At 60.4% G+C, this 22,825-nt stretch carries 24 protein-coding genes; 11 read left to right on the top strand and 13 right to left on the bottom strand.

Going from position 1 to position 22,825, the window contains the following annotated elements; translation table 11 throughout:
* The first annotated feature begins 111 nt into the window (after window positions 1-111).
* From K7431_RS20470 to pdeM, 9 genes are all read left to right on the top strand, one after another.
* On the top strand, window positions 112-1,116 hold the full coding sequence (locus K7431_RS20470; protein ID WP_012722627.1) for a ligase-associated DNA damage response exonuclease: 1,005 nt from the start codon (window positions 112-114) through the stop codon (window positions 1,114-1,116).
* The gene (locus tag K7431_RS20465; protein ID WP_012722626.1) at window positions 1,113-2,747 is read left to right on the top strand and encodes an ATP-dependent DNA ligase; all 1,635 of its coding nucleotides are present in this window, start codon (window positions 1,113-1,115) and stop codon (window positions 2,745-2,747) included. The genes K7431_RS20470 and K7431_RS20465 overlap by 4 nt, the downstream gene beginning before the upstream one ends.
* 220 nt (window positions 2,748-2,967) lie before the next feature.
* Window positions 2,968-3,747 carry a transporter substrate-binding domain-containing protein gene (locus K7431_RS20460; protein ID WP_012722625.1) on the top strand — a complete coding sequence of 260 codons (780 nt, stop codon included), beginning with the start codon at window positions 2,968-2,970 and terminating at the stop codon, window positions 3,745-3,747.
* A 57-nt stretch (window positions 3,748-3,804) separates the two neighbouring features.
* Window positions 3,805-4,533 (top strand): ABC transporter permease, encoded by a 729-nt coding sequence (locus K7431_RS20455; protein ID WP_012722624.1) that lies wholly within the window; start codon window positions 3,805-3,807, stop codon window positions 4,531-4,533.
* Window positions 4,530-5,240: an ABC transporter permease gene (locus K7431_RS20450; protein WP_012722623.1), complete on the top strand. Its 711-nt coding sequence runs from the start codon at window positions 4,530-4,532 to the stop codon at window positions 5,238-5,240. The genes K7431_RS20455 and K7431_RS20450 overlap by 4 nt, the downstream gene beginning before the upstream one ends.
* Window positions 5,241-5,249: 9 nt before the next feature.
* Window positions 5,250-6,368: a succinylglutamate desuccinylase/aspartoacylase family protein gene (locus K7431_RS20445; protein ID WP_012722622.1), complete on the top strand. Its 1,119-nt coding sequence runs from the start codon at window positions 5,250-5,252 to the stop codon at window positions 6,366-6,368.
* 13 nt (window positions 6,369-6,381) lie between these two features.
* Window positions 6,382-7,146, top strand: a complete 765-nt coding sequence (locus tag K7431_RS20440) for an ABC transporter ATP-binding protein (RefSeq protein ID WP_012722621.1) — start codon at window positions 6,382-6,384, stop codon at window positions 7,144-7,146.
* 57 nt (window positions 7,147-7,203) lie between these two features.
* Window positions 7,204-9,684 (top strand): ligase-associated DNA damage response DEXH box helicase, encoded by a 2,481-nt coding sequence (locus tag K7431_RS20435; RefSeq protein ID WP_012722620.1) that lies wholly within the window; start codon window positions 7,204-7,206, stop codon window positions 9,682-9,684.
* A complete protein-coding gene (gene pdeM, locus K7431_RS20430) occupies window positions 9,684-10,334 on the top strand; it encodes a ligase-associated DNA damage response endonuclease PdeM (protein ID WP_012722619.1) in 651 nt (216 codons plus the stop codon). The genes K7431_RS20435 and pdeM overlap by 1 nt, the downstream gene beginning before the upstream one ends.
* A 33-nt stretch (window positions 10,335-10,367) precedes the next feature.
* Here pdeM and K7431_RS20425 read toward each other — a convergent pair whose 3' ends face one another.
* Window positions 10,368-10,580 (bottom strand): hypothetical protein, encoded by a 213-nt coding sequence (locus K7431_RS20425; RefSeq protein WP_043204916.1) that lies wholly within the window; start codon window positions 10,578-10,580, stop codon window positions 10,368-10,370.
* Between the two features lie 108 nt (window positions 10,581-10,688).
* Window positions 10,689-11,255 (bottom strand): dCTP deaminase, encoded by a 567-nt coding sequence (gene dcd, locus K7431_RS20420; protein ID WP_003189215.1) that lies wholly within the window; start codon window positions 11,253-11,255, stop codon window positions 10,689-10,691.
* 389 nt (window positions 11,256-11,644) lie between these two features.
* Here dcd and K7431_RS20415 point away from each other — a divergent pair, with 389 nt between their 5' ends.
* Window positions 11,645-11,854, top strand: coding sequence for a cold-shock protein (locus K7431_RS20415; protein WP_002554837.1), 210 nt, complete (start codon window positions 11,645-11,647; stop codon window positions 11,852-11,854).
* A 198-nt stretch (window positions 11,855-12,052) separates the two neighbouring features.
* On the opposite strand, the gene rpoS is transcribed toward K7431_RS20415, so the two are convergent.
* The 8 genes from rpoS to K7431_RS20375 form a co-directional block, all read right to left on the bottom strand.
* Window positions 12,053-13,057, bottom strand: coding sequence for an RNA polymerase sigma factor RpoS (gene rpoS, locus K7431_RS20410; protein WP_012722618.1), 1,005 nt, complete (start codon window positions 13,055-13,057; stop codon window positions 12,053-12,055).
* A gap of 106 nt (window positions 13,058-13,163) precedes the next feature.
* On the bottom strand, window positions 13,164-14,000 hold the full coding sequence (locus K7431_RS20405) for a peptidoglycan DD-metalloendopeptidase family protein (protein WP_012722617.1): 837 nt from the start codon (window positions 13,998-14,000) through the stop codon (window positions 13,164-13,166).
* Window positions 14,001-14,207: 207 nt separating this feature from the next.
* On the bottom strand, window positions 14,208-14,843 hold the full coding sequence (locus tag K7431_RS20400) for a protein-L-isoaspartate(D-aspartate) O-methyltransferase (protein ID WP_010563544.1): 636 nt from the start codon (window positions 14,841-14,843) through the stop codon (window positions 14,208-14,210).
* 41 nt (window positions 14,844-14,884) lie between these two features.
* Window positions 14,885-15,634 (bottom strand): 5'/3'-nucleotidase SurE, encoded by a 750-nt coding sequence (surE, locus tag K7431_RS20395; protein WP_012722616.1) that lies wholly within the window; start codon window positions 15,632-15,634, stop codon window positions 14,885-14,887.
* Window positions 15,622-16,680: a tRNA pseudouridine(13) synthase TruD gene (gene truD, locus K7431_RS20390; protein WP_012722615.1), complete on the bottom strand. Its 1,059-nt coding sequence runs from the start codon at window positions 16,678-16,680 to the stop codon at window positions 15,622-15,624. The genes surE and truD overlap by 13 nt, the downstream gene beginning before the upstream one ends.
* Window positions 16,677-17,150: a 2-C-methyl-D-erythritol 2,4-cyclodiphosphate synthase gene (gene ispF / locus K7431_RS20385; RefSeq protein WP_012722614.1), complete on the bottom strand. Its 474-nt coding sequence runs from the start codon at window positions 17,148-17,150 to the stop codon at window positions 16,677-16,679. The genes truD and ispF overlap by 4 nt, the downstream gene beginning before the upstream one ends.
* A gap of 54 nt (window positions 17,151-17,204) precedes the next feature.
* Window positions 17,205-18,050 (bottom strand): S-formylglutathione hydrolase, encoded by an 846-nt coding sequence (gene fghA / locus K7431_RS20380; protein WP_012722613.1) that lies wholly within the window; start codon window positions 18,048-18,050, stop codon window positions 17,205-17,207.
* An 8-nt stretch (window positions 18,051-18,058) separates the two neighbouring features.
* Entirely contained in the window at window positions 18,059-19,171 is a 1,113-nt protein-coding gene (locus K7431_RS20375) for an S-(hydroxymethyl)glutathione dehydrogenase/class III alcohol dehydrogenase (RefSeq protein WP_012722612.1), read from the bottom strand.
* A 109-nt stretch (window positions 19,172-19,280) separates the two neighbouring features.
* Here K7431_RS20375 and K7431_RS20370 point away from each other — a divergent pair, with 109 nt between their 5' ends.
* Entirely contained in the window at window positions 19,281-20,177 is an 897-nt protein-coding gene (locus K7431_RS20370) for a LysR substrate-binding domain-containing protein (protein WP_012722611.1), read from the top strand.
* Between the two features lie 120 nt (window positions 20,178-20,297).
* Here the strand turns inward: K7431_RS20370 and ispD are convergent, their stop codons facing one another.
* The 3 genes from ispD to eno form a co-directional block, all read right to left on the bottom strand.
* Window positions 20,298-21,005, bottom strand: coding sequence for a 2-C-methyl-D-erythritol 4-phosphate cytidylyltransferase (gene ispD, locus K7431_RS20365; protein ID WP_012722610.1), 708 nt, complete (start codon window positions 21,003-21,005; stop codon window positions 20,298-20,300).
* Window positions 21,002-21,280 (bottom strand): cell division protein FtsB, encoded by a 279-nt coding sequence (gene ftsB, locus K7431_RS20360; RefSeq protein WP_003231201.1) that lies wholly within the window; start codon window positions 21,278-21,280, stop codon window positions 21,002-21,004. Before ftsB ends, ispD begins: the two co-directional genes overlap by 4 nt.
* Before the next feature lie 180 nt (window positions 21,281-21,460).
* Window positions 21,461-22,750: a phosphopyruvate hydratase gene (eno, locus tag K7431_RS20355; protein WP_003189193.1), complete on the bottom strand. Its 1,290-nt coding sequence runs from the start codon at window positions 22,748-22,750 to the stop codon at window positions 21,461-21,463.
* Window positions 22,751-22,825 lie beyond the last annotated feature (75 nt).

The following is a 22,825-nucleotide window of genomic DNA, read 5'->3' as shown; positions in this document are numbered from 1 at the left end:
GCGCGGGGCAAGCCCGCTCACCACACAAGCCCGCTCACCCCAAATAGTTAATCGAACTTCTCCTCCTCCGCCCGCCTCCTACCTGATAAGCCCACCTCCCCCGGTCACCCCATGGACCTCGTCATCGCCCGCCCCGAAGGCCTCTACTGCCCCGCCGGAGATTTCTACATCGACCCCTGGCGCCCGGTGGAACGCTCGGTCATCACCCACGCCCACGGCGACCATGCTCGCACCGGCAACCAGCACTATCTGGCGGCCGCTCCCGGCGAAGGCATCCTGCGTTCACGCCTGGGCCAGGACATCAACCTGCAGACCCTGGCCTATGGCGAAAAACTTCTACACCATGGCGTCACCCTAAGTTTCCACCCGGCCGGGCATGTGCTCGGCTCGGCCCAGGTGCGCCTGGAATACCAGGGTGAAGTCTGGGTCGCGTCCGGCGACTACAAGGTCGAGCCCGACGGTACCTGCGCGCCCTTCGAACCGGTGCGTTGCCACACGTTTATCACCGAATCCACCTTCGGCCTGCCGATCTACCGCTGGCAGCCCCAGGCGCAGATCTTCGCCGGGATCAACGACTGGTGGCAGGCGAACATCGCCGCCGGCAAAGCCAGCGTGTTGTTCTGTTATTCCTTCGGCAAGGCCCAGCGCATCCTGCATGGTATCGACGCCAGCATCGGCCCGATCCTCAGCCACGGCGCGGTCGAGCCGTTGAACCGGGTGTACCGCGAGGCTGGCATCTACATCCCTGAAACGCTTTACGCCGGTGACTTCAAGAAGACCGATCCGCTGTTACGCCAGGCCCTGATCATCGCCCCCCCGTCTGCGGGCGGCAGCAGTTGGATCAAGCGCTTCGGCGACTACAGCGACGCCTTCGCCAGCGGCTGGATGCGCTTGCGCGGCACCCGCCGACGACGCGGGGTCGACCGTGGTTTTGTGCTGTCGGACCACGCCGACTGGCCGGGCCTGTTGTGGGCCATCGAGCAAACCGGCGCGGAACGGGTGATGGTGACCCACGGTTCTGTCGGCGTATTGGTACGCCATCTGCGGGAAAAAGGCCTGGATGCCATGGGTTTCACCACTGAATACGGCGATGACGAAGAGGAGGCCAGCGCATGAAGGCCTTCGCCGAGCTGTACGCCAACCTCGACGCCACCACCTCGAGCAACGCCAAGCTGGCGGCGCTGCAGGCGTACTTTCGCCATGCCGCGCCGGAAGATGCAGCCTGGGCCGTGTACTTTCTGTCCGGCGGACGGCCGCGGCAATTGGTACCCACGCGTCTGTTGAGGGACATGGCCACCGAAGCGTCCGGCATCGAGCCGTGGCTGTTTGAAGAGAGCTACCAGTCGGTGGGCGACCTGGCGGAGACCATTTCCCTGCTGCTGCCGGAATCCCCCTACACCTCAGAGGACGGTCTGGCGGTGTGGCTGGAGGAAAAACTCTTGCCTCTGCGTGGCCTGCCTCCGCTGGACTTGGCAGCGCGGCTCCCTGCGTTATGGGCGCAACTGGATCAGCCGAGCCTGATGGTGTGCATCAAGTTGATCACCGGCAGTTTTCGTGTGGGCGTGTCGAAGTTGCTGGTCACCCGCGCCCTTGCCGCGATGGCCGAACTCGACAGCAAGCGCGTGGCCCAGCGGTTGGTGGGCTACACCGATCTGTCCAATCGCCCTACGCCTGAGGGCTACCTCAAGCTGATCGCCCCTGAATCGTCCGACGAACATGCGCAACGGGGCGGGCAGCCTTATCCGTTTTTTCTCGCTCACGGCTTGGCGCAACCGGTGGAGCAGTTCGACACCTTGCTGGGCTCTCCCGCCGATTGGCAGGTCGAGTGGAAGTGGGATGGCATCCGTGCGCAGTTGGTCAAGCGTGACGGCCGTCTGTGGATCTGGTCACGGGGTGAAGAGCTGGTGACCGAGCGCTTCCCCGAACTCCACAGCCTGGTGAGCGGCTTGCCCGACGGCACGGTGATCGACGGCGAGATCGTGGTGTGGAAAGACGCGGTGCAACCCTTCGCTCAGTTGCAACAGCGCATCGGCCGCAAAACCCTGAGCAAAAAGGTACTGGAGGATGCCCCGGTCGCGGTCCTGGCGTACGACCTGCTGGAACATCAGGGTGACGACTGGCGCAACCACACCCAGGCCGAGCGCCGCGCCCAGCTTGAGCAGGTGATTGCCGGGTGCAACCAGCCTGTATTGCTGGCGTCCCCTTTGCTGACGGCAAACAGTTGGCAGGACCTGGCAGAACAGCGCGAAGCCTCCCGCAGCCTCGGCGTGGAAGGCATGATGCTCAAGGCGCGTGATGGGCTGTACGGCGTGGGCCGCACCAAGGACATGGGCGTGTGGTGGAAGTGGAAGGTCGACCCGTTCAGCGTCGACGCGGTGTTGATCTACGCCCAACGCGGCCACGGCCGACGCGCCAGTCTCTACAGCGACTACACCTTCGCGGTGTGGGACGGCCCGTCCGGCAGCGAACGTACGCTGGTGCCCTTTGCCAAGGCCTACTCAGGGCTGACCGACGAAGAGATGCGCAAGGTCGACGCGATTGTGCGCAAGACCACGGTGGAAAAGTTCGGCCCGGTGAGCAGCGTGACGCCGAGCATGGTGTTTGAATTGGGGTTTGAAGGGATTGCCCTGTCCAAGCGGCATAAGAGCGGGATTGCGGTGCGGTTTCCACGGATGTTGCGCTGGCGGCAGGATAAATCTGTGGAAGACGCTGACAACCTCGCCACCCTGCAAGACCTCCTGACCTGACACCGACCAACATGACCTTAAATGATGCACTGAATTTTCAATGCCCATTTTCGGGCATCACCTAGACTCAGAACGCCCTTGTCCCACCTTTTAAAACGATCATTCGGAACTACATTCGGAACTATGGTGCAGAAATTGCTACTTGTGATCCGTCTGACACCGTTCAGTAACAGTCCTAAACGCGCCACAAGCGCTTATCTTGGTTTCCAGGGATTACATAATGAAAAAAGCATTGCTGACCCTTTCTGCACTGGCTCTGTGCATGGCCGCCGGTTCCGCGCTGGCCAAGGAATACAAGGAATTGCGTTTTGGTGTCGATCCGTCTTACGCGCCGTTCGAATCCAAGGCCGCCGACGGCAGCCTGGTAGGCTTCGATATCGACCTGGGCAATGCGATCTGCGCTGAGCTGAAAGTGAAGTGCAAATGGGTCGAAAGCGATTTCGACGGCATGATTCCAGGCCTGAAAGCCAACAAGTTCGACGGCGTGATTTCGTCCATGACCGTGACCCCGGTGCGCGAAAAGGCTATCGACTTCTCCAACGAGCTGTTCTCCGGCCCGACGTCGCTGGTGTTCAAGAAAGGCGCTGGCTACTCGACGCCTGAGTCCCTCAAGGGCAAATCCGTGGGCTACGAGCAAGGCACCATCCAGGAAGCCTACGCCAAGGCCGTACTGGATAAAGCCGGTGTGACCACCAAGGCCTACGCCAACCAGGACCAGGTGTATGCCGACCTGACTTCCGGGCGCCTCGACGCTTCCGTGCAGGACATGCTGCAAGCCGAACTGGGCTTCCTGAAGTCGCCAGCCGGTGCTGGTTATGAAGTCAGCGCAGCCATCGACGACCCACTGCTGCCGTCGAAAACCGCCATCGGTATCAAAAAAGGTAACACTGAACTGAAGGCGCTTTTGGATAAAGGTATCAAAGCGTTACACGATGATGGCACCTACGCCACTATCCAGAAGAAACACTTTGGCGATCTGAACCTGTACAGCGGCAAATAATGCCTGGAGCGCCCTTCCATGGGAGGGGCGCTTTTTTATCGCCATAGGTCCTGATTTATGTTCGAAGAATTGTTGCAAACCCTCGGGTTGAGCGCGCTCAGCTTGAAGGGTTTCGGCCCGCTGTTGCTGCAAGGCACCTGGATGACTATCAAGTTGTCGGTGCTGTCCCTGGCCGTCAGCGTGTTGCTGGGCCTGCTCGGCGCCAGCGCCAAACTGTCCAGCCTGCGCTTGCTGCGTATCCCCGCCCAGCTCTACACCACGTTGATCCGCGGCGTGCCCGACCTGGTGCTGATGCTGCTGATTTTCTATAGCCTGCAAACCTGGCTCACCGGCCTGACTGATTTCATGGAATGGGAATACATCGAGATTGACCCATTCAGCGCCGGGGTGATCACCCTGGGCTTTATCTACGGTGCGTATTTCACCGAGACCTTCCGTGGCGCCATCCTTGCCGTGCCGCGCGGCCAGCTGGAAGCCGCCACGGCCTACGGCCTCAAGCGCGGGCAACGGTTTCGCTACGTGACCTTCCCGCAGATGATGCGCTTTGCCTTGCCGGGTATCGGCAATAACTGGATGGTGATGCTCAAGGCCACGGCACTGGTGTCCATCATCGGCCTGGCCGACCTGGTCAAGGCCGCCCAGGACGCGGGCAAGAGCACTTACCAACTGTTCTATTTCCTGGTGCTCGCTGCACTCATCTATTTGCTGATCACCAGCGCGTCCAACTTTGTCCTGCGCCGTCTTGAACGTCGCTACTCCGCAGGCTCCCGGGAGGCAGTGCGATGATTGAACTCTTGCAGGAATACTGGCGCCCCTTCCTTTATAGCGACGGCCAGCACATCACCGGCCTGGCCATGACGATGTGGTTGCTCACGGCCGCACTCGTCATCGGCTTCGTGGTGTCGATCCCGCTGTCCATCGCCCGGGTATCGCGCAACCCGCTGGTACGTTGGCCGGTGCAGTTCTACACCTACCTGTTCCGGGGCACGCCGCTCTATATCCAGTTGCTGATCTGCTACACCGGCATCTACAGCATCGCCGCCGTGCGGGCGCAACCGGTGTTGGATGCGTTCTTTCGCGATGCGATGAACTGCACCATCCTGACGTTCGCCCTCAACACATGCGCCTACACCACCGAGATTTTCGCCGGTTCCATACGCAGCATGGCCCACGGTGAAGTCGAAGCGGCCAAGGCCTACGGCTTGAGCGGCTGGAAGTTGTACGCCTATGTGATCATGCCATCGGCGTTGCGCCGCTCGTTGCCGTACTACAGCAATGAAGTGATTCTGATGCTGCACTCGACCACGGTAGCCTTTACCGCGACGATTCCGGACATCCTGAAAGTGGCACGGGATGCCAACTCGGCTACCTTCATGACCTTTCAATCATTCGGTATCGCTGCGCTGATCTACCTGACCGTGACCTTTGCGCTGGTCGGTCTGTTTCGTCTGGCGGAACGCCGCTGGCTGGCTTTCCTCGGGCCGAGCCATTAAGGAGCATTCATGCGGCATCACGTCCATGAGCTGATTGCGCCGGTGCCAGGCACGGCGCGGCAGATTCATAGTTTTCACTTCGGCCCGGAGCAGGCCGAGGGCAAGATCTACATCCAGTCATCGCTGCATGCCGACGAGCTACCGGGCATGCTGGTGGCGTGGCACCTCAAGGTGCAGCTGGCGAAGCTGGCAGCGGCCGGCCGCCTGCGCAGCGAGATCGTGCTGGTGCCCATCGCCAATCCAGTGGGCCTGGAACAGGTGTTGATGGATATCCCGTTGGGTCGCTATGAGCTGGAGAGCGGGCAGAACTTCAATCGCCTGTTTGTCGACCTCAGTGAAGCCGTCGGCAACCAGATCGAAGACTTGCTCGGGGATGATCCCCGGCACAACATCGAACTGATCCGCGCGGCGCTGTCCACCGCGCTCGCCGCGCAAAGTGCCGACACCCAGTTGCAATCCCAGCGCCTGGTGCTGCAACGCCTGGCCTGCGACGCCGATATGGTGCTGGACCTGCATTGCGACTTCGAAGCCGTGGCGCACCTGTACACCACGCCCGAGGCTTGGCCGCAGGTGGAGCCGCTGGCGCGGTACATCGGTTCGGAAGCGAATTTGCTCGCGACCGATTCCGGTGGGCAGTCCTTCGATGAGTGTTTCACCTTGGTGTGGTGGCAGTTGCAGCAACGCTTCGGCAAGCGCTTCCCGATCCCCATGGGCAGTTTTTCGGTAACCGTCGAACTGCGCGGCCAGGGCGACGTCAACCACGGCTTGGCGGCGCTCGACTGCCAGGCGATCATCGATTACTTGATTCACTTCGGCGCCATTGCGGGCGATGCAGCACCGCTGCCCGACCTGCCCTACCCGGCCACGCCGCTGGCCGGCGTCGAACCGGTGGCAACGCCGGTGGGCGGCCTGCTGGTGTTCAGCGCCCTGCCCGGTGAATACCTGGAAGCCGGGCAACTGATCGCCGAAATCATCGACCCCATTTCCGACCGCGTAACGCCCGTGCACTGCCGACAGGCCGGCCTGCTTTACGCCCGTTCGCTGCGCCGCATGGCCACTGCCGGGATGGTCATCGGCCATGTCGCAGGCGCCGAGGCCTACCGCAGCGGCTACCTACTTTCGCCTTGAGGATGCACGCCCCATGTACAAATTGACCGTTGAAGGCCTGCATAAAAGCTATGGCGACAATGAGGTGCTCAAAGGTGTTTCGCTCAAGGCCAAGACCGGCGACGTGATCAGCCTGATCGGCGCCAGCGGCTCGGGCAAAAGCACTTTTTTGCGCTGTATCAACTTCCTGGAAACCCCCAACGACGGCGCGATGACCCTCGACGGGCAGCCGATCCGCATGGTCAGCGACCGCCACGGCATGCGCGTGGCCGATGACGCCGAATTGCAGCGCCTGCGCACGCGGCTGGCAATGGTGTTCCAGCACTTCAACCTGTGGAGCCACATGAGCGTGCTGGAAAACATCACCATGGCCCCACGCCGGGTATTGGGTTGCAGTAAGAAGGACGCCGAAGACCGCGCCCGTCGCTACTTGGACAAGGTGGGGTTGCCGGCGCGCGTGGCCGATCAATACCCGGCGTTCCTGTCCGGCGGCCAGCAGCAACGGGTGGCCATCGCCCGGGCGTTGGCGATGGAACCGGAGGTGATGCTGTTCGACGAACCCACGTCGGCCCTCGACCCGGAGTTGGTGGGCGAAGTGTTGAAGGTGATCCAGGGACTGGCCGAGGAAGGCCGCACCATGATCATGGTGACCCACGAGATGAGCTTTGCGCGCAAGGTGTCGAGCCAGGTGCTGTTCCTGCACAAGGGCCTGGTGGAAGAGCAAGGCGCGCCGGAAGACGTGCTGGGCAATCCGAAGAGCGAACGCCTGCAGCAGTTCCTGAGTGGCAACTTGAAGTAAACCTTTGCCCGCTCTGGAAGGTCTGTGGAATAGGCCTTCCAGAGTGTCAGCCGCCGTATGGCAAAACCCATCGACTTCGCCAAACAATGGTTTGCCGCCAAAGGCTGGAAGCCGTTCGCCTTTCAAAAAGACGTGTGGGCGGCGGTCAAGGACGGCCGGTCAGGATTGCTGCATGCCAGTACCGGCGCGGGTAAAACCTACGCGCTGTGGTTTGCGGCGCTTAATCGCTTCGCCCTCACTCGCCCGCCTGTGACGGGTAAGCGCAAACCGCCCGCCGAACCGCTGACGGTGCTGTGGATCACGCCCATGCGAGCCCTTGCGGCCGACACCGCGCGCGCCCTCGAAGCACCGCTTGAGGCTTTACAGATCCCCTGGAGCATCGGCCTGCGTACCGGCGATACCAGCAGCAGCGAGCGCGCCCGTCAGACCCGTCGCCAACCCACCGCACTGGTCACCACCCCGGAAAGCCTGACCTTGATGCTCGCCCGCGCCGACAGCGAAGCGAGCCTTGCGCACCTGCGCATGGTGGTCGTGGATGAATGGCATGAATTGATCGGCAACAAGCGCGGCGTGCAGTTGCAACTGGCGTTGGCGCGGCTGCGGCGTTGGCATCCGGAATTGATGGTGTGGGGCATTTCGGCGACCTTGGGCAACCAACCCCACGCCCTGGAAGTTTTGGTCCCACAAGGGGGTGGGATCAATGTGCAGGGGCAAACGGTCAAGCGGCTGGAAGTCGACACCTTGCTGCCGCCCGTCGCCGAGCGCTTTCCCTGGGCTGGGCATATCGGCTTGAAAATGCTGCCCCAAGTGGTGGCCGAGGTCGACGCCAGCCGCAGCTGCCTGGTGTTTACCAATACACGGGCGCAATCGGAAATCTGGTACCAGGCGCTGCTGGACGCCCGCCCCGATTGGGCCGGGGTGATCGCCCTGCACCATGGCTCGCTGTCACGCGAGACCCGCGACTGGGTGGAGCGGGCGCTCAAAGACGGCCAGCTCAAGGCCGTGGTGTGTACGTCCAGCCTGGACCTGGGGGTGGATTTTCTGCCGGTGGAGCGGGTGCTGCAGATTGGCTCGGCCAAGGGTGTGGCGCGCCTGATGCAGCGTGCCGGACGTTCAGGGCATGCACCGGGACGGCCGTCGCGGGTGACGTTGGTGCCGACCCACAGCCTGGAACTGGTGGAAGCCGCCGCCGCCCAGGATGCGATTGCCCAGCGGCGTATCGAAGCACGGGAATCGCCTCACAAACCCTTGGATGTGCTCGTACAACATTTGGTGAGCATGGCCCTGGGCGGTGGCTTTACGCCGGATGCGCTGCTGACGGAAGTACGTGGCGCCTGGGCGTATCGCGAGCTGACGGATGCAGACTGGGCCTGGGCGCTGGGGTTTGTGCGCCATGGCGGTCTGTCGCTGACCGCTTACCCGGATTACCGCCGCGTAGAGCCGGACGAGCACGGCATCTGGCGCGTACCCGATGCGCGGCTGGCACGCCGTCATCGGATGAGCGTGGGCACTATCGTCAGTGACGCGAGTATCCATTTGAAATACTGGAGCAAGGGCGGTGGTGGCAAGAATCTGGGCAGTGTCGAGGAAGGGTTTATCGCCCGGCTCAAACCCGGCGACGGCTTCCTGTTTGCCGGACGTTTGCTGGAACTGGTGCGCGTGGAAAACATGACCGCTTATGTGCGGCGCAGCACCGCGAAAAAGGCCGCCGTACCGCGCTGGAATGGCGGGCGCATGCCCCTTTCCAATGAGCTGGCCCAGGCGGTGGTGGAACGTTTTGATGCGGCGGCGCATGGGCACTACGACGGCCCGGAGATGCAGGCGGTGCAACCCCTGTTGCAGACGCAGTTGCGCTGGTCCGGCTTGCCGACGCGCAAGCACTTGCTGGCCGAAGCCCTGAAATCGCGGGAGGGGTGGCACCTGTTTCTTTATCCGTTCGCCGGGCGCCAGGTGCACTTGGGGCTGGCGAGCCTGCTGGCGTGGCGGGTGAGCCAGCGGCAGCCTGTGACTTTCTCGATTGCGGTCAACGATTATGGGCTGGAGCTACTGAGTGCCACCGAGGTGGAGTGGCCGGAGTTGCTGGACCCGACACTGCTGGGGCCAGAACATCTGCTGCACGATGTGTCGGCCAGCCTGAATGCCGGAGAGCTGGCCCTGCGGCGTTTTCGTGAAATCGCACGGATCGCCGGGCTGGTGTTTGCCGGCTACCCCGGCGCGCCGAAAAGTACGCGACAGGTACAGGCCTCCAGCGGGTTGTTCTTCGAGGTATTCAAGCAATATGACCCACAGAACCTGCTGCTGACGCAGGCCGGGGAAGAAGTCTTGCGTGATGAACTGGATATTCGTCGGCTGGAGGAGACATTGCTGCACATGGCGGCGCTGCAATTGGACGTGCACGTGATCGAACGGCCTACGCCTTTGGCCTTTCCGCTGCTGGTTGAGCGGATGCGCGAAAGCATGAGCTCGGAAAAACTCTCGGAGCGTATTGCGCGAATGGTCAAGGATTTGGAAAAAATCGCGGATAACGGGAAGCGCTGATGGTGTGTTCGGTGAGGCTTGAGGGAGAAGAATTGTGGTTGCTGGCAGACAAGGCGGTGTATTGGCCGGCGCGCCGCTGCCTGTTGATTGCCGATGCGCATTTCGGCAAGGCGTCGGCGTATCGCAGCCTGGGCCAGCCGGTGCCGCAAGGCACCACGAGCGAGAACTTACAGCGTCTGGATCGATTGCTCTCGGCCCTACCGTGCGCGCAGGTGATCTTTCTCGGCGATTTCCTGCACGGCCCAGGGTCTCACGCCAGTGGCACGCTGAGCGCGCTGAGAGCCTGGCGAGCGCTTATCCCTGACCTGCCGATGACGTTGATTCGCGGCAATCACGATAAGCGCGCGGGTGACCCGCCTGTCGACTTGAGGATTGAGGTTGTCCCGGAGCCGCTGCTGATGGGCCCTTTCGCCCTGCAGCATGAACCGCATGCCCATCCCAGCCATCATGTCCTGGCGGGGCATGTGCATCCGGTGTATCGCTTGCGCGGCAAAGGCCGGCAGAGTTTGCGGCTGCCGTGCTTTCAGATCGGTACGCGGGTCAGCTTGCTGCCGGCGTTTGGGGCGTTTACAGGGGGGTATGCGGTGGAACAGCGAGAAGATCACCAACTCTTTGTGATCGGCGATCAGGAAGTATGGCCAGTACGCTGAGGGACTGACCATTTCCCAACCTGCTGCCTGGCATCAAGCAACGGGAGCGGGTGGCGGCTCGTCTGGAAGGGTTGGCACCCCTTGCTCGTCGGGCTGCTCGGGCTGGCCGGGCGCAGGGTCTGGATCCGGTTGTCCAGGGACGCCACCTTCAAATGCAGGGTTTGCCATCAAGGACCAGGCCAGAACGCCAATCTGGTTGGGTTCAAGCCGGGCAAGTTCTGCGCTGATTCGCGGGTCGATCTTCATAAGGTACTCCTCAAGCGTGGCTCGGTGCGTTTTACACGCACCGAGGCAGTACACCTAGATAGAGTCACTTTCCGCAGACTAATTCCCTTTACGCGTAAGACCTTTCGATCAAGCGCGTGGGAGGGTGACGCCGCGCTGGCCCTGGTACTTGCCTGCGCGGTCCTTATAGGACACTTCACAGGCCTCATCGGACTGCAGGAACAGCATCTGCGCCACACCTTCGTTGGCATAGATCTTCGCCGGCAAGGTGGTGGTGTTGGAGAACTCCAGGGTCACATGGCCTTCCCACTCGGGTTCAAGTGGCGTCACGTTGACGATGATGCCGCAACGCGCGTAGGTGCTCTTACCCAGGCAGATGGTCAGCACGTCACGGGGAATACGAAAGAACTCCACGGTGCGCGCCAGGGCGAAGGAGTTGGGCGGAATGATGCACACGTCGCTCTTAACGTCGACGAAGCTCTTCTCGTCGAAGTTCTTCGGATCGACGATCGCCGAGTTGATGTTGGTGAACACCTTGAATTCATCGGCGCAGCGTACGTCGTAGCCGTAGCTGGAAACCCCGTACGAAATCACACGTTCGTCGCCTTCGCCACGAATCTGCCGCTCAACGAACGGTTCGATCATGCCGTGCTCTTGCGCCATGCGGCGAATCCACTTGTCCGATTTGATGCTCATGGCGGGTGTCCTGAATAGCGAGGTGGAAAAATACTGTGGGGCATCTTACCGGGGCCGGCGTTGGGGTTCAAAGGTCACAGGGCTTTTCTTGATGAATGCGCCGGCGGCTATAAGCCGCAGCCAGCGGGGCCGGGGTTAATATTGCCGCGCAGGGCGACCGTGGATACCACCGTCAGTCACGAATTTAGAGAAACCTTCGGAAATACCATTGGCACGTTCCGGAAAAAGGGTTAAGGTGGCGCCACTGTGCTGCTTGTGTCACTGAGAATCTCTACACGATATGTTGAATTTCGATCCAACCATCTCCAAGAATTTTTCCTGCTCTTTGCACTCAGTCTCGGCCAGGGCTTTTCCTGAGTCGCAGTTAACTTTGTCCAAGGAGATACACCATGTCTAATCGCCAAACTGGTACCGTTAAGTGGTTCAACGATGAAAAAGGCTTCGGCTTCATCACTCCACAATCCGGTGACGACCTGTTCGTTCACTTCAAAGCTATCCAATCCGACGGCTTCAAAAGCCTGAAAGAAGGCCAACAGGTTTCTTTCATCGCTACCCGCGGTCAGAAAGGCATGCAAGCTGAAGAAGTTCAAGTTATCTAACTTGTACTGACTTAGTCGAAAAGACCCCGCCCTTAAAAGCGGGGTTTTTTTATGCCTGGGATTTGGTAATACCGGGCACAAAAAATGTGGGAGGGGGCTTGCTCCCGATGGCAATCGCTCAGTCACTGGATGTATCGACTGACCCACAGCCATCGGGAGCAAGCCCCCTCCCACATTCAAGCATTCAAGCTGCGTTGTTTACTGGAACAACGACTCACTCGACAAGCCATTCTTCTCCAGGATCTCACGCAAGCGCTTGAGCCCTTCCACCTGGATTTGTCGCACCCGCTCACGGGTCAGACCGATCTCCAGGCCTACGTCCTCCAGGGTGCTGCTCTCATGGCCACGCAGGCCGAAGCGGCGAATCACCACTTCACGCTGCTTGTCCGTAAGCTCCGACAGCCACTGGTCAATGCTTTGGGAAAGATCATCGTCCTGCAACAGCTCGCAAGGATCTGTAGGGCGATCATCCGTCAGGGTGTCCAGCAGGGTTTTATCCGAATCCGGACCCAGCGAGACGTCAACCGAAGACACGCGCTCGTTCAAGCCGAGCATGCGTTTCACCTCCGCTACCGGTTTCTCCAGCAGGTTGGCGATTTCTTCGGGCGAGGGTTCGTGATCGAGTTTTTGGGTCAGCTCACGTGCTGCCCGCAGGTAGACGTTAAGCTCTTTGACCACATGGATCGGCAACCGGATCGTACGGGTCTGATTCATGATCGCCCGTTCGATGGTCTGGCGGATCCACCAGGTCGCATAGGTTGAAAAGCGGAAGCCCCGCTCGGGGTCGAACTTCTCCACGGCCCGGATCAGGCCCAGGTTGCCTTCCTCGATCAAGTCCAACAGGGACAGCCCACGATTGACATAGCGTCGGGCGATTTTCACCACCAGGCGCAGGTTGCTTTCAATCATGCGCTTGCGCCCAGCCGGATCACCCTTTTGCGACAAGCGCGCAAAATGGACTTCTTCTTCGGGGGTCAGCAGAGGGGAAAAGCCGATTTCATTGAGGTACAGCTGGGTCGCATCGAGCGCCCGCGTGTAGTCAATGTACTTGTGTTGCTTTAACGCGGTGGAGTTCTTGGATTTGGCGCGAACTGAAGGTACAGCAGGTCCCTCATTCGACATCGATTCCGTAGCGATGCCGGTCTCCATAAGGAGAACCTCATCGTCGATGTCAAACTCCGGCGCTTCTTTACTGAGAGCCATTGTTATAGTCCTTTGGTGAGTTCGACCTCAAGCTCAAGCGGCGCCTTTATCCTTGGCAACGCTGGAGCCTGTTCCTTCTACGCGAGGGAACAGGCTGTGCAACACATCAACGACGGGGTAGGAATTGCAGCGGATCTACAGGCTTTCCTTGACGGCGAATCTCAAAGTGCAGTTTCACCCGGTCTGTACCCGTTGACCCCATTTCGGCAATTGTCTGTCCGACTTTGACCTGCTGCCCCTCCCGAACCAACAGCCTACGGTTGTGACCGTAAGCACTGACGTAGGTATCGCTGTGTTTGATGATGACCAGCTCGCCGTAGCCCCGTAAACCACTCCCGGCGTACACCACCGTCCCATCAGACGCAGCTAAAACAGGCTGTCCCAAATCCCCGGCGATATCAATGCCTTTATTCAAACTACCGTTTGAAGAGAATTTTCCAATCAGCACTCCATTTGAAGGCCATCCCCAACCGGTCGGCGCGGGCCCGGCAGGCGGTAAAGGCGCAGGCGCGGGCTTGTTCGCAACCGTCGGCGCGGCGGTGCCGGCAGGCCGGGTAATGATGGTGGTCTTGCTCGAAGACGAGGGCGAAGATCCGGTATTTGTCACAACTGCCGTAGGCGCTGAACCGGTACGCCCATCGAAACGGATCGTCTGACCCGGATGTATCGTGTAGGGCACAGGAATATTGTTACGAGCTGCAAGCGCCTTGTAGTCCCAGCCATAACGGAAGGCGATCGAGAACATCGTATCGCCCTTGCGCACCACATACTGCCCGGTGGTTACCGTCGGCTTTTGCGGTGCGGCGTTATTACGGTCTACCACCCGCGCCCCGCTGCTTGGCGAGCTTGAGCACCCTACCAACACGGAACTGAAGACGAGGCCAAGCACCAGTCGATGAAAGCTTGTTTTACTCATACGCTGCGCAAGACCTGTGAGACTCACCCGCCGCTCCCTTTGTGGTGGCTGAACATGAATGCCTGTATCAGGCTTGAAATATGTCGCAAGTATAACTGGGCATTGAAGTTTTACCGGCACACGACTGAAACGAATCATTCAGCGTGTTTAAACGTCGTGCCAGTCATGTTGACTCAATAGACCCCGCCGTAAGACACATCCCCGCCAGCAGAATTCACCGCCGGCAAAAATTGATCACGCCAGCGGGCCATTGAGCAACGGCACAAAACGCACGGCCCCCAGCACATGCCGGGAAAAACCTTCGTCCTCACGAATAATGAGCATCAATTGTTGCACTTCACCGGAGCCTACCGGGATCACCAGGCGTCCGCCGGGAGCGAGTTGATCGAGCAATGCTTGCGGCACATCGGTGGCCACCGCAGTCACGATGATGCCGTTGTACGGTGCCAGCGCCGGCCAACCTTCCCAGCCATCGCCCCAGCGGAACACCACGTTGCGCAGGTTCAGTTCCACCAGGCGCTCCTTGGCGCGGTCTTGCAACACCTTGATGCGCTCCACCGAGAACACCCGCTCGACCAACTGCGCAAGCACGGCGGTCTGGTAGCCGGAGCCGGTGCCGATTTCGAGCACCTTGTCCAACGGCCCCGCCGCCAGCAGCAGCTCGCTCATGCGTGCCACCATGTACGGCTGGGAAATGGTCTGGTTATGGCCGATGGGCAGCGCCGTGTCTTCATAAGCGCGGTGGGCCAGGGCTTCATCGACAAACAAGTGCCGAGGCGTACGCCGGATCACTTCCAGCACTTGGGCGTTGGACAGACCCTCTTCGTACAAGCGCTGGATCAAGCGTTCACGGGTACGCTGGGACGTCATCCCGATACCCCGGCGCAGCAAGTCGTCTTGTTCACGGCCCATCAGCGCAGCCCCTCCAGCCAGCCATCGAGACCACTGAAGGCATCACTGAAGGTGCGATCAAATTGCAATGGAGTAATCGACACATAACCCTGCATCACCGCATGAAAGTCCGTGCCCTCACCGCCATCTTCGGCATCACCCGCTGCGGCGATCCAATAGCCTTCCTTGCCACGCGGGTCGACTACCTTCAACGGCGCCGCCGCACGGGCACGATGACCCAGGCGCGTCAGCTGGATGCCGCGAATATGATCGAGGGGCAAATTGGGGATATTGACGTTGAGCACCGTGCGCGGCGGCAAGTCCAGGGTGGCATGGGCCTCCACCAGCTTGCGCGCGAAATACGCCGCAGTGGGCAGGTTATCCAGTTGGCGCGAAGCAAACGAAAAAGCGAACGCGGTACGCCCCAGGAAGCGCCCTTCAAGGGCCGCCGCCACGGTGCCGGAATACAGCACATCATCGCCCAGGTTGGCGCCCAGATTGATACCCGACACCACCAGGTCCGGCTCGTGATCCAGCAGGCTGTTGATGGCGAGGTGGACGCAATCGGTGGGGGTGCCGTTCACGCTGATAAAGCCATTGGCCAGGACCTTCGGGTGCAGCGGACGGTCGAGCGTCAGCGAACTGCTGGCGCCGCTCTTGTCCTGGTCGGGGGCGACCACCACGCACTCGGCATAATCTTCCAGCGCAGCATAGAGCGCGGCAAGACCGGGTGCGGTGGCACCGTCATCGTTTGATATCAGAATACGCATGGGTTGTCCGTCTGCCCCACCGGCACCAGATCAACAAGCTCGCGCACCAAGACAGTGGCGAAGCATCCGGCCGGCAGGACGAATTCCAATTGCAGAATGTCCAGCGAGGGATAATGCCACGTCAAACCGCCAATGGGCAGTCGCAGAATGCGACGTTCCTGGCTCATGCCGGCATTCACCAGCCAATCGCGCAGGTCGGCCTCGCCGGCGGCAACGGCCTGTTCCAGCTCAAAGGTTGCACCACTGGCAGGTGAATCGCCTTCGCCCCACTGCGGACCGGTGGGGTGCAGGTCCAGAATCGCCAGGCGCGGGTCGCTGCATTCAGCCTCTCCCGCCGGAAAAAAACTGCGGCTGTCGGTAAACGCCAGCAAGTCGCCGACCTGGGCGCGCTGCCAGGAACCCTCGGCAACCCGCGCCGCCAGCACTTTGTTGAAGAGATAACTGCGCGCAGTCGACAACAAGCGCGAACGCGCATTGCGCTGCTCCGGCAACGCCTTGCGCACGGCCCACTCGCGGGCGTCGACGACGTTGCCGCCGTTATGGCCAAAGCGCTGGGTGCCGAAGTAGTTCGGAATGCCGTGCTGGGCGATCAGCTGCAACCGCGCGTCGATGGCGGCGGTATCGCCGACCAACTGCGTCAGGCGCAAGGTGAAACCATTGGCCGAATGCGCGCCGCGCTGCAGCTTGCGCTTGTGGCGGCCGGTCTTGAGGATCCTGAGCGTGTCGTTTTCTGCCGCGCTCATGTCTGGATCAGCCTTGCCCGGTAGCTGCACGCTGAACCATTGCCGGGTCAACGCTTGGCGATCCTTGAGCCCGGCATAGCTGACGGTGCGCAACGGCACACCGGCCGCCTTGGCGATCCGACGTGCTGCTTCCTCGGTATTGAGGCCGCGCTTCTCGACCCATAACCACAGGTGCTCGCCTTCGCCGGTCAACGGAATATCCAACACTTCGTCGACTTGGAAGTCTTCAGCCGTGGCCTTCAGCACCGCGCTGCCCAACGCCTCGCCATACGCCCGTGGGCCCAGCAGTTCCAAGTCGTTCATGCGCGCAGCAACAAGGCAACGGAGTGCACCGCAATGCCCTCTTCACGACCGGTAAACCCGAGTTTTTCGGTAGTGGTGGCTTTCACGTTGACTTGATCCAGTTCAATTTGCAGGTCAGCGGCAATCAGTGCGCGCATCGATTCGATATGGGGCGCCATCTTCGGCGCCTGGGCCACGATGGTGTTGTCGACGTTACCGACTTTCCAGCCCTTGGCATGGATCAAGCCCACAACGTGGCGCAGCAATACACGGCTGTCCGCGCCTTTGAAGGTCGGGTCTGTGTCCGGAAAGTGCTTGCCGATATCGCCCAACGCCGCCGCGCCGAGCAAGGCATCGCTCAAGGCATGCAACACAACGTCGCCGTCGGAATGAGCCAGCAACCCATGGTGGTGCGCAATGCGCACGCCGCCCAGGGTGATGAAATCGCCTTCAGCGAAACGGTGCACATCGTAGCCGTGGCCAATACGCATAAAAAAACGCCCCGATTTAATTCAGGGCGTGATTCTACCTACTTTTGCCTCACATTAACCGAGCAAAGCACGGCCATGGTGTCGCAAATGATCTTCGATGAAGCTGGCGATAAAGAAGTAGCTGTGGTCGTAGCCGGGTTGCAGGCGCAGTTCCAACGGATGGTTGGCCGCCTTGGCCGCTTGCTGCAAGGCTTCAGGCTTGAGTTGCACGGCGAGGAAATCGTCGCGGTCACCCTGGTCCACCAGCAGCGGCAGCTTTTCGGACGCTTCGCTGATCAGCACGCAGGCGTCCCACTCACGCCATTTCGAACGCTCTTCACCCAGGTAACGGGAGAACGCTTTCTGGCCCCAAGGGCAATCCATCGGGTTGTTGATCGGCGAAAATGCCGACACCGATTGGTAACGCCCTGGGTTGCGCAATGCACACACCAACGCACCGTGGCCGCCCATGGAGTGGCCGCTGATGCCCCGTTTAGCCGAAGCCGGGAAATGCGCTTCAACCAATGCCGGCAATTCCTGCACCACGTAGTCATGCATCCGATAGTGCTTTGCCCAAGGTTGCTGGGTGGCATTCAGATAAAAACCGGCGCCGAGGCCGAAATCCCAGGCGTTATCCGGGTCACCCGGCACACCCGGCCCACGCGGGCTCGTGTCCGGTGCAACAATGATCAACCCCAGTTCGGCGGCCATGCGCTGGGCGCCGGCCTTCTGCATGAAGTTCTCATCGGTGCAGGTGAGACCGGACAACCAGTACAGCACCGGCAGCTTGCCGCCCTGCTCCGCTTGCGGCGGCAGGTAGACGGCAAACGTCATGTCGCAGTCGAGCACATCGGAATGATGCTTGTAGCGTTTATGCCAGCCGCCGAAGCTTTTCTGGCACGACAGGTTTTCCAGACTCATGGCCGACCTCAGAAGTGAATGACGGTACGAATGCTCTTGCCTTCATGCATCAGGTCAAACGCTTTGTTGATGTCCTCCAGGCCCATGGTGTGGGTGATGAAGGTGTCCAGCGGGATCTCGCCGGTCTGGGCCATTTCCACGTAGCTTGGCAGCTCGGTCCGGCCGCGCACGCCGCCGAATGCCGAACCGCGCCAGACGCGACCGGTCACCAGCTGGAATGGACGGGTGGCGATTTCCTGGCCGGCACCGGCCACGCCGATGATCACCGACTCGCCCCAACCTTTGTGGCAGCACTCGAGGGCAGCGCGCATCAGCTGCACGTTACCGATACATTCGAAGGAAAAGTCCACACCACCGTCAGTCAGGTCGACGATCACGTCCTGGATCGGGCGATCGTAGTCTTTCGGGTTGATGCAGTCAGTGGCGCCCAGTTGCTTGGCGATCTCGAACTTGGCCGGGTTGATATCGATGGCAATGATGCGGCCAGCCTTGGCTTTGACCGCGCCAATAATAGCCGACAGACCGATACCGCCGAGGCCGAAAATGGCCACGGTGTCGCCCGGCTTGACCTTGGCAGTGTTGATCACCGCACCGATGCCGGTGGTAACGCCACAGCCCAGCAGGCAGACTTTTTCCAGCGGCGCTTCTTTAGGAATCTTGGCCACGGAAATTTCCGGCAGCACGGTGTATTCGGAGAAGGTCGAGGTGCCCATGTAGTGGAAAATCGGCTGACCTTTGTAGGAAAAGCGTGTAGTGCCGTCCGGCATCAGGCCTTTGCCCTGCGTGGCGCGGATGGCCTGGCAGAGGTTGGTCTTGCCCGACAGACAGAATTTGCACTTGCCGCATTCCGGGGTGTACAGCGGAATTACATGATCGCCCACCGCAACGGAAGTCACACCCTCGCCGATGGCTTCAACCACGGCACCGCCTTCATGGCCGAGGATCGACGGGAAGATGCCTTCCGGGTCGGCACCCGACAGGGTGTAGGCGTCGGTATGGCACACACCGGACGCGACCACCCGCAACAGCACTTCGCCAGCCTTGGGCATGGCGACATCCACTTCTACGATCTCAAGGGGCTTCTTGGCTTCGAAGGCTACGGCAGCGCGGGACTTGATCATCCGGGTTTCTCCAGGGAGTTAAAAACTGAGACGTAGAGTGTAAAACATGGCCATCTGATTAATAATCCAGACAAAAGCAAAACTTTATTGCTGTACAGGGATAATTGCCATGCTGGAAAACCGCTGGGAAGGCATCGACGAGTTTGTCGCCGTGGCTGAATGCAGCCAATTTACGGCGGCGGCCGAGCGCTTAGGCGTGTCGTCGTCCCATATCAGCCGGCAGGTGGCACGCCTGGAAGAGCGGCTGCAAACACGCCTGCTGTATCGCAGTACGCGCAAAGTGACCCTGACCGAAGCGGGCCAGACCTTTCTGCAGCATTGCCAGCGCCTGCAGGATGGTCGCGAAGAAGCTCTGCGCGCGGTCGGCGACCTCACCAGCGAACCCAAAGGCATGTTACGCATGACCTGCGCCGTGGCGTACGGCGAGCGCTTTATCGTGCCGCTGGTGACACGGTTCATGGCGCTCTACCCCCAACTGCGGGTGGATATTGAGCTGAGCAACCGCCCATTGGACTTGGTGCACGAAGGCCTCGACCTCGCGATTCGCCTGGGGCGCCTGCAGGATTCGCGCATGGTTGCCAGCCGGCTGGCGCCGAGACGCATGTACCTGTGCGCGTCGCCGTCCTACCTGGCGCGGTATGGTCGGCCACATAGTTTGTCGGAGTTGAGTCGGCATAACTGCCTGATCGGCAGCTCGGATATCTGGCAACTGGCCCAGGACGGGCGGGAATTTTCCCAGCGTGTGCAGGGAAACTGGCGCTGCAACAGTGGTCAAGCGGTGCTGGATGCAGCGCTACAGGGCGTCGGGTTGTGCCAATTGCCGGACTATTATGTGCTGGAGCATCTGCACAGTGGCGCGCTGGTGTCGTTGCTGGAGGCACATCAACCGCCGAATACGGCGGTGTGGGCGCTGTATCCGCAGCAACGGCATTTGTCGCCGAAGGTCAGGAAGCTGGTGGATTTCTTGAAGGAGGGGCTGGCTGGGCGGCCGGAGTACAGCAGTTGACTGTATTGTTGTTTGGGCGGACCTCATCGGGGGCAAGCCCCCTCCCACCTTTGAATATGTTCACAGGTCAAAATGTGGGAGGGGGGCTTGCCCCCGATGAAGTCGACACGATACAGGCGACTACCTGCGATTCGCCCACCGCAGCCGTAACCATTCCAGATCTTCGGGCCGGGTCACCTTGATGTTGTCCGAGCGCCCTTCGATCAGGCGCGGTGCCTGTCCGGACCATTCCATGGCCGAGGCTTCGTCGGTAATCACCGCATCGGCTACCAGGCTATCGGCCAACGCGCGATGCAAGGCGCCGAGGCGGAACATCTGCGGGGTATAGGCCTGCCAGATCAGGCTGCGATCGACGGTTTCGATCACACGGCCATATTTGTCGACGCGCTTGAGGGTGTCGCGGGCCGGCACGGCCAGCAAGCCGCCGACCGGGTCGTCCGCCAGTTCGGCGAGCAACTTGTCCAGATCATCGCGACTCAGGTTCGGTCGTGCAGCATCGTGCACCAACACCCAGTCGTCATCGCCGGCACCCAGGGCATTGAGTTGCAGCAGTGCATTAAGTACTGAACCAGAGCGCTCAGAACCACCCTCCGCACGCTGGATACGCGGGTCGGCAGCACAGGCCAGGCTGGGCCAGTAGGGATCATCAGCAGCAAGACTGACCACCAGTCCCTTGAGCGATGGATGGTCGAGAAAACAGCCGAGGCTGTGTTCGAGAATAGTGCGCCCGCCCAATTGCAGGTACTGCTTGGGACGGTCCGCGGCCATACGGGCACCGACGCCCGCGGCAGGAATCACGGCCCAGAAGGCCGGCAAACGCTCACTCATTGGGCCAACTGGTAGAGGGTTTCGCCCTCCTTGACCATGCCCAGTTCATGACGAGCCCGCTCTTCAACGGTCTCCGTGCCTTTTTTCAGCTCAAGCACTTCGGCATCGAGGACGCGGTTGCGCTCCAGCAAGATCTCGTTTTCGGCGTGCTGTGCAGCAATTTGCTCGGTCAGGTCTTTCACCTGCGCAAAGCTGCCATTACCCACCCATAGGCGGTATTGCAGGCCAGCCAGCAACAAGAGCAAGACGAGGAACAACCAATTGGGACTGCGCATCGAATATCGGGTATCCAGTGAAAAAAAACAGCCATGCAAAACTTTTGCAGCAACTGATAGCACGAAGCCTGGAAGAACCAGGCTTGTGCTTGATAGCCATCAGATTAGCGTCGAAATACACACTGTCGTGAGTTTTCCGACGCAATCCGCCGACCTTTTACCATTTTTACCATGTAGCGATCAGCCGCGAAACTCGCCGCGACCGTTGTACTTGGCCTTGCCAGCCAGTTGCTCTTCGATACGCAGCAATTGGTTGTACTTGGAAACGCGATCGGAACGGCACAGGGAACCGGTCTTGATCTGGCCCGCCGAAGTGCCCACGGCCAGGTCGGCAATGGTCGAATCTTCGGTTTCGCCGGAGCGGTGCGAGATCACAGCCGTATAGCCCGCCGCCTTGGCCATCTGAATGGCTTCCAGGGTTTCGGTCAGGGTGCCGATCTGGTTGAACTTGATCAGGATCGAGTTGGCGATCTTTTTATCGATGCCTTCTTTCAGGATCTTGGTGTTGGTCACGAACAAGTCGTCGCCCACCAGTTGGATTTTCTCGCCGATCTTGTCGGTGAGGATTTTCCAGCCGTCCCAGTCGGACTCGTCCAGGCCATCTTCGATCGAGATGATCGGGTAGCGCTGGGTCAAGCCCTTCAGGTATTCAGCGAAACCTTCGGAGTTGAACACCTGGCCTTCGCCGGACAGGTTGTATTTACCGTCCTCGTAGAACTCGCTGGCCGCGCAGTCCAGGGCCAGGGTCACGTCGGTGCCCAGCTTGTAGCCTGCGTTGGCCACGGCTTCGGAGATCACTTTCAGTGCGTCTTCGTTGGACGCCAGGTTCGGAGCGAAACCACCTTCGTCACCCACCGCAGTGCTCAGGCCACGGGCCTTCAGAACAGCCTTGAGGTGGTGGAAAATCTCGGTGCCCATGCGCAGGCCTTCGGAGAAGGACTTGGCGCCCACCGGCTGCACCATGAATTCCTGGATGTCGACGTTGTTATCGGCGTGCTCGCCACCGTTGATGATGTTCATCATTGGCACCGGCATCGAGTAGACACCCGGGGTACCGTTCAGGTTGGCGATGTGAGCGTACAGCGGCAGGTCCTGGTCCTGAGCAGCGGCCTTGGCGGCGGCCAGGGACACGGCGAGGATAGCGTTGGCACCCAGGCTACCTTTGTTTTCGGTGCCGTCGAGCTTGATCATCGCGTGGTCCAGGGCTTTCTGGTCCAGCGGGTCCTTGCCCAGCAACAGGTCACGGATCGGGCCATTGATGTTGGCTACAGCCTTGAGAACACCCTTGCCCAGGTAACGGCTCTTGTCGCCATCACGCAGTTCCAGCGCTTCGCGCGAACCGGTGGAAGCACCGGACGGCGCGCAGGCGCTGCCGATGATGCCGTTATCGAGAAGCACGTCGGCTTCGACGGTGGGGTTGCCACGGGAGTCGAGAACTTCACGACCTTTGATGTCGACGATTTTTGCCATTGTTGTAAACACTCCAAAGTTGACGAAAACGACGCAGCTGAAGGAAATCTTTTGACCGACCGCAAGGGTGGAACA

The sequence above is a fragment of the Pseudomonas fluorescens group sp. genome, from assembly GCF_020093335.1.
GTDB lineage: Bacteria > Pseudomonadota > Gammaproteobacteria > Pseudomonadales > Pseudomonadaceae > Aquipseudomonas > Aquipseudomonas petroselini.
This window is presented reverse-complemented; position numbering and strand designations above follow the sequence as displayed.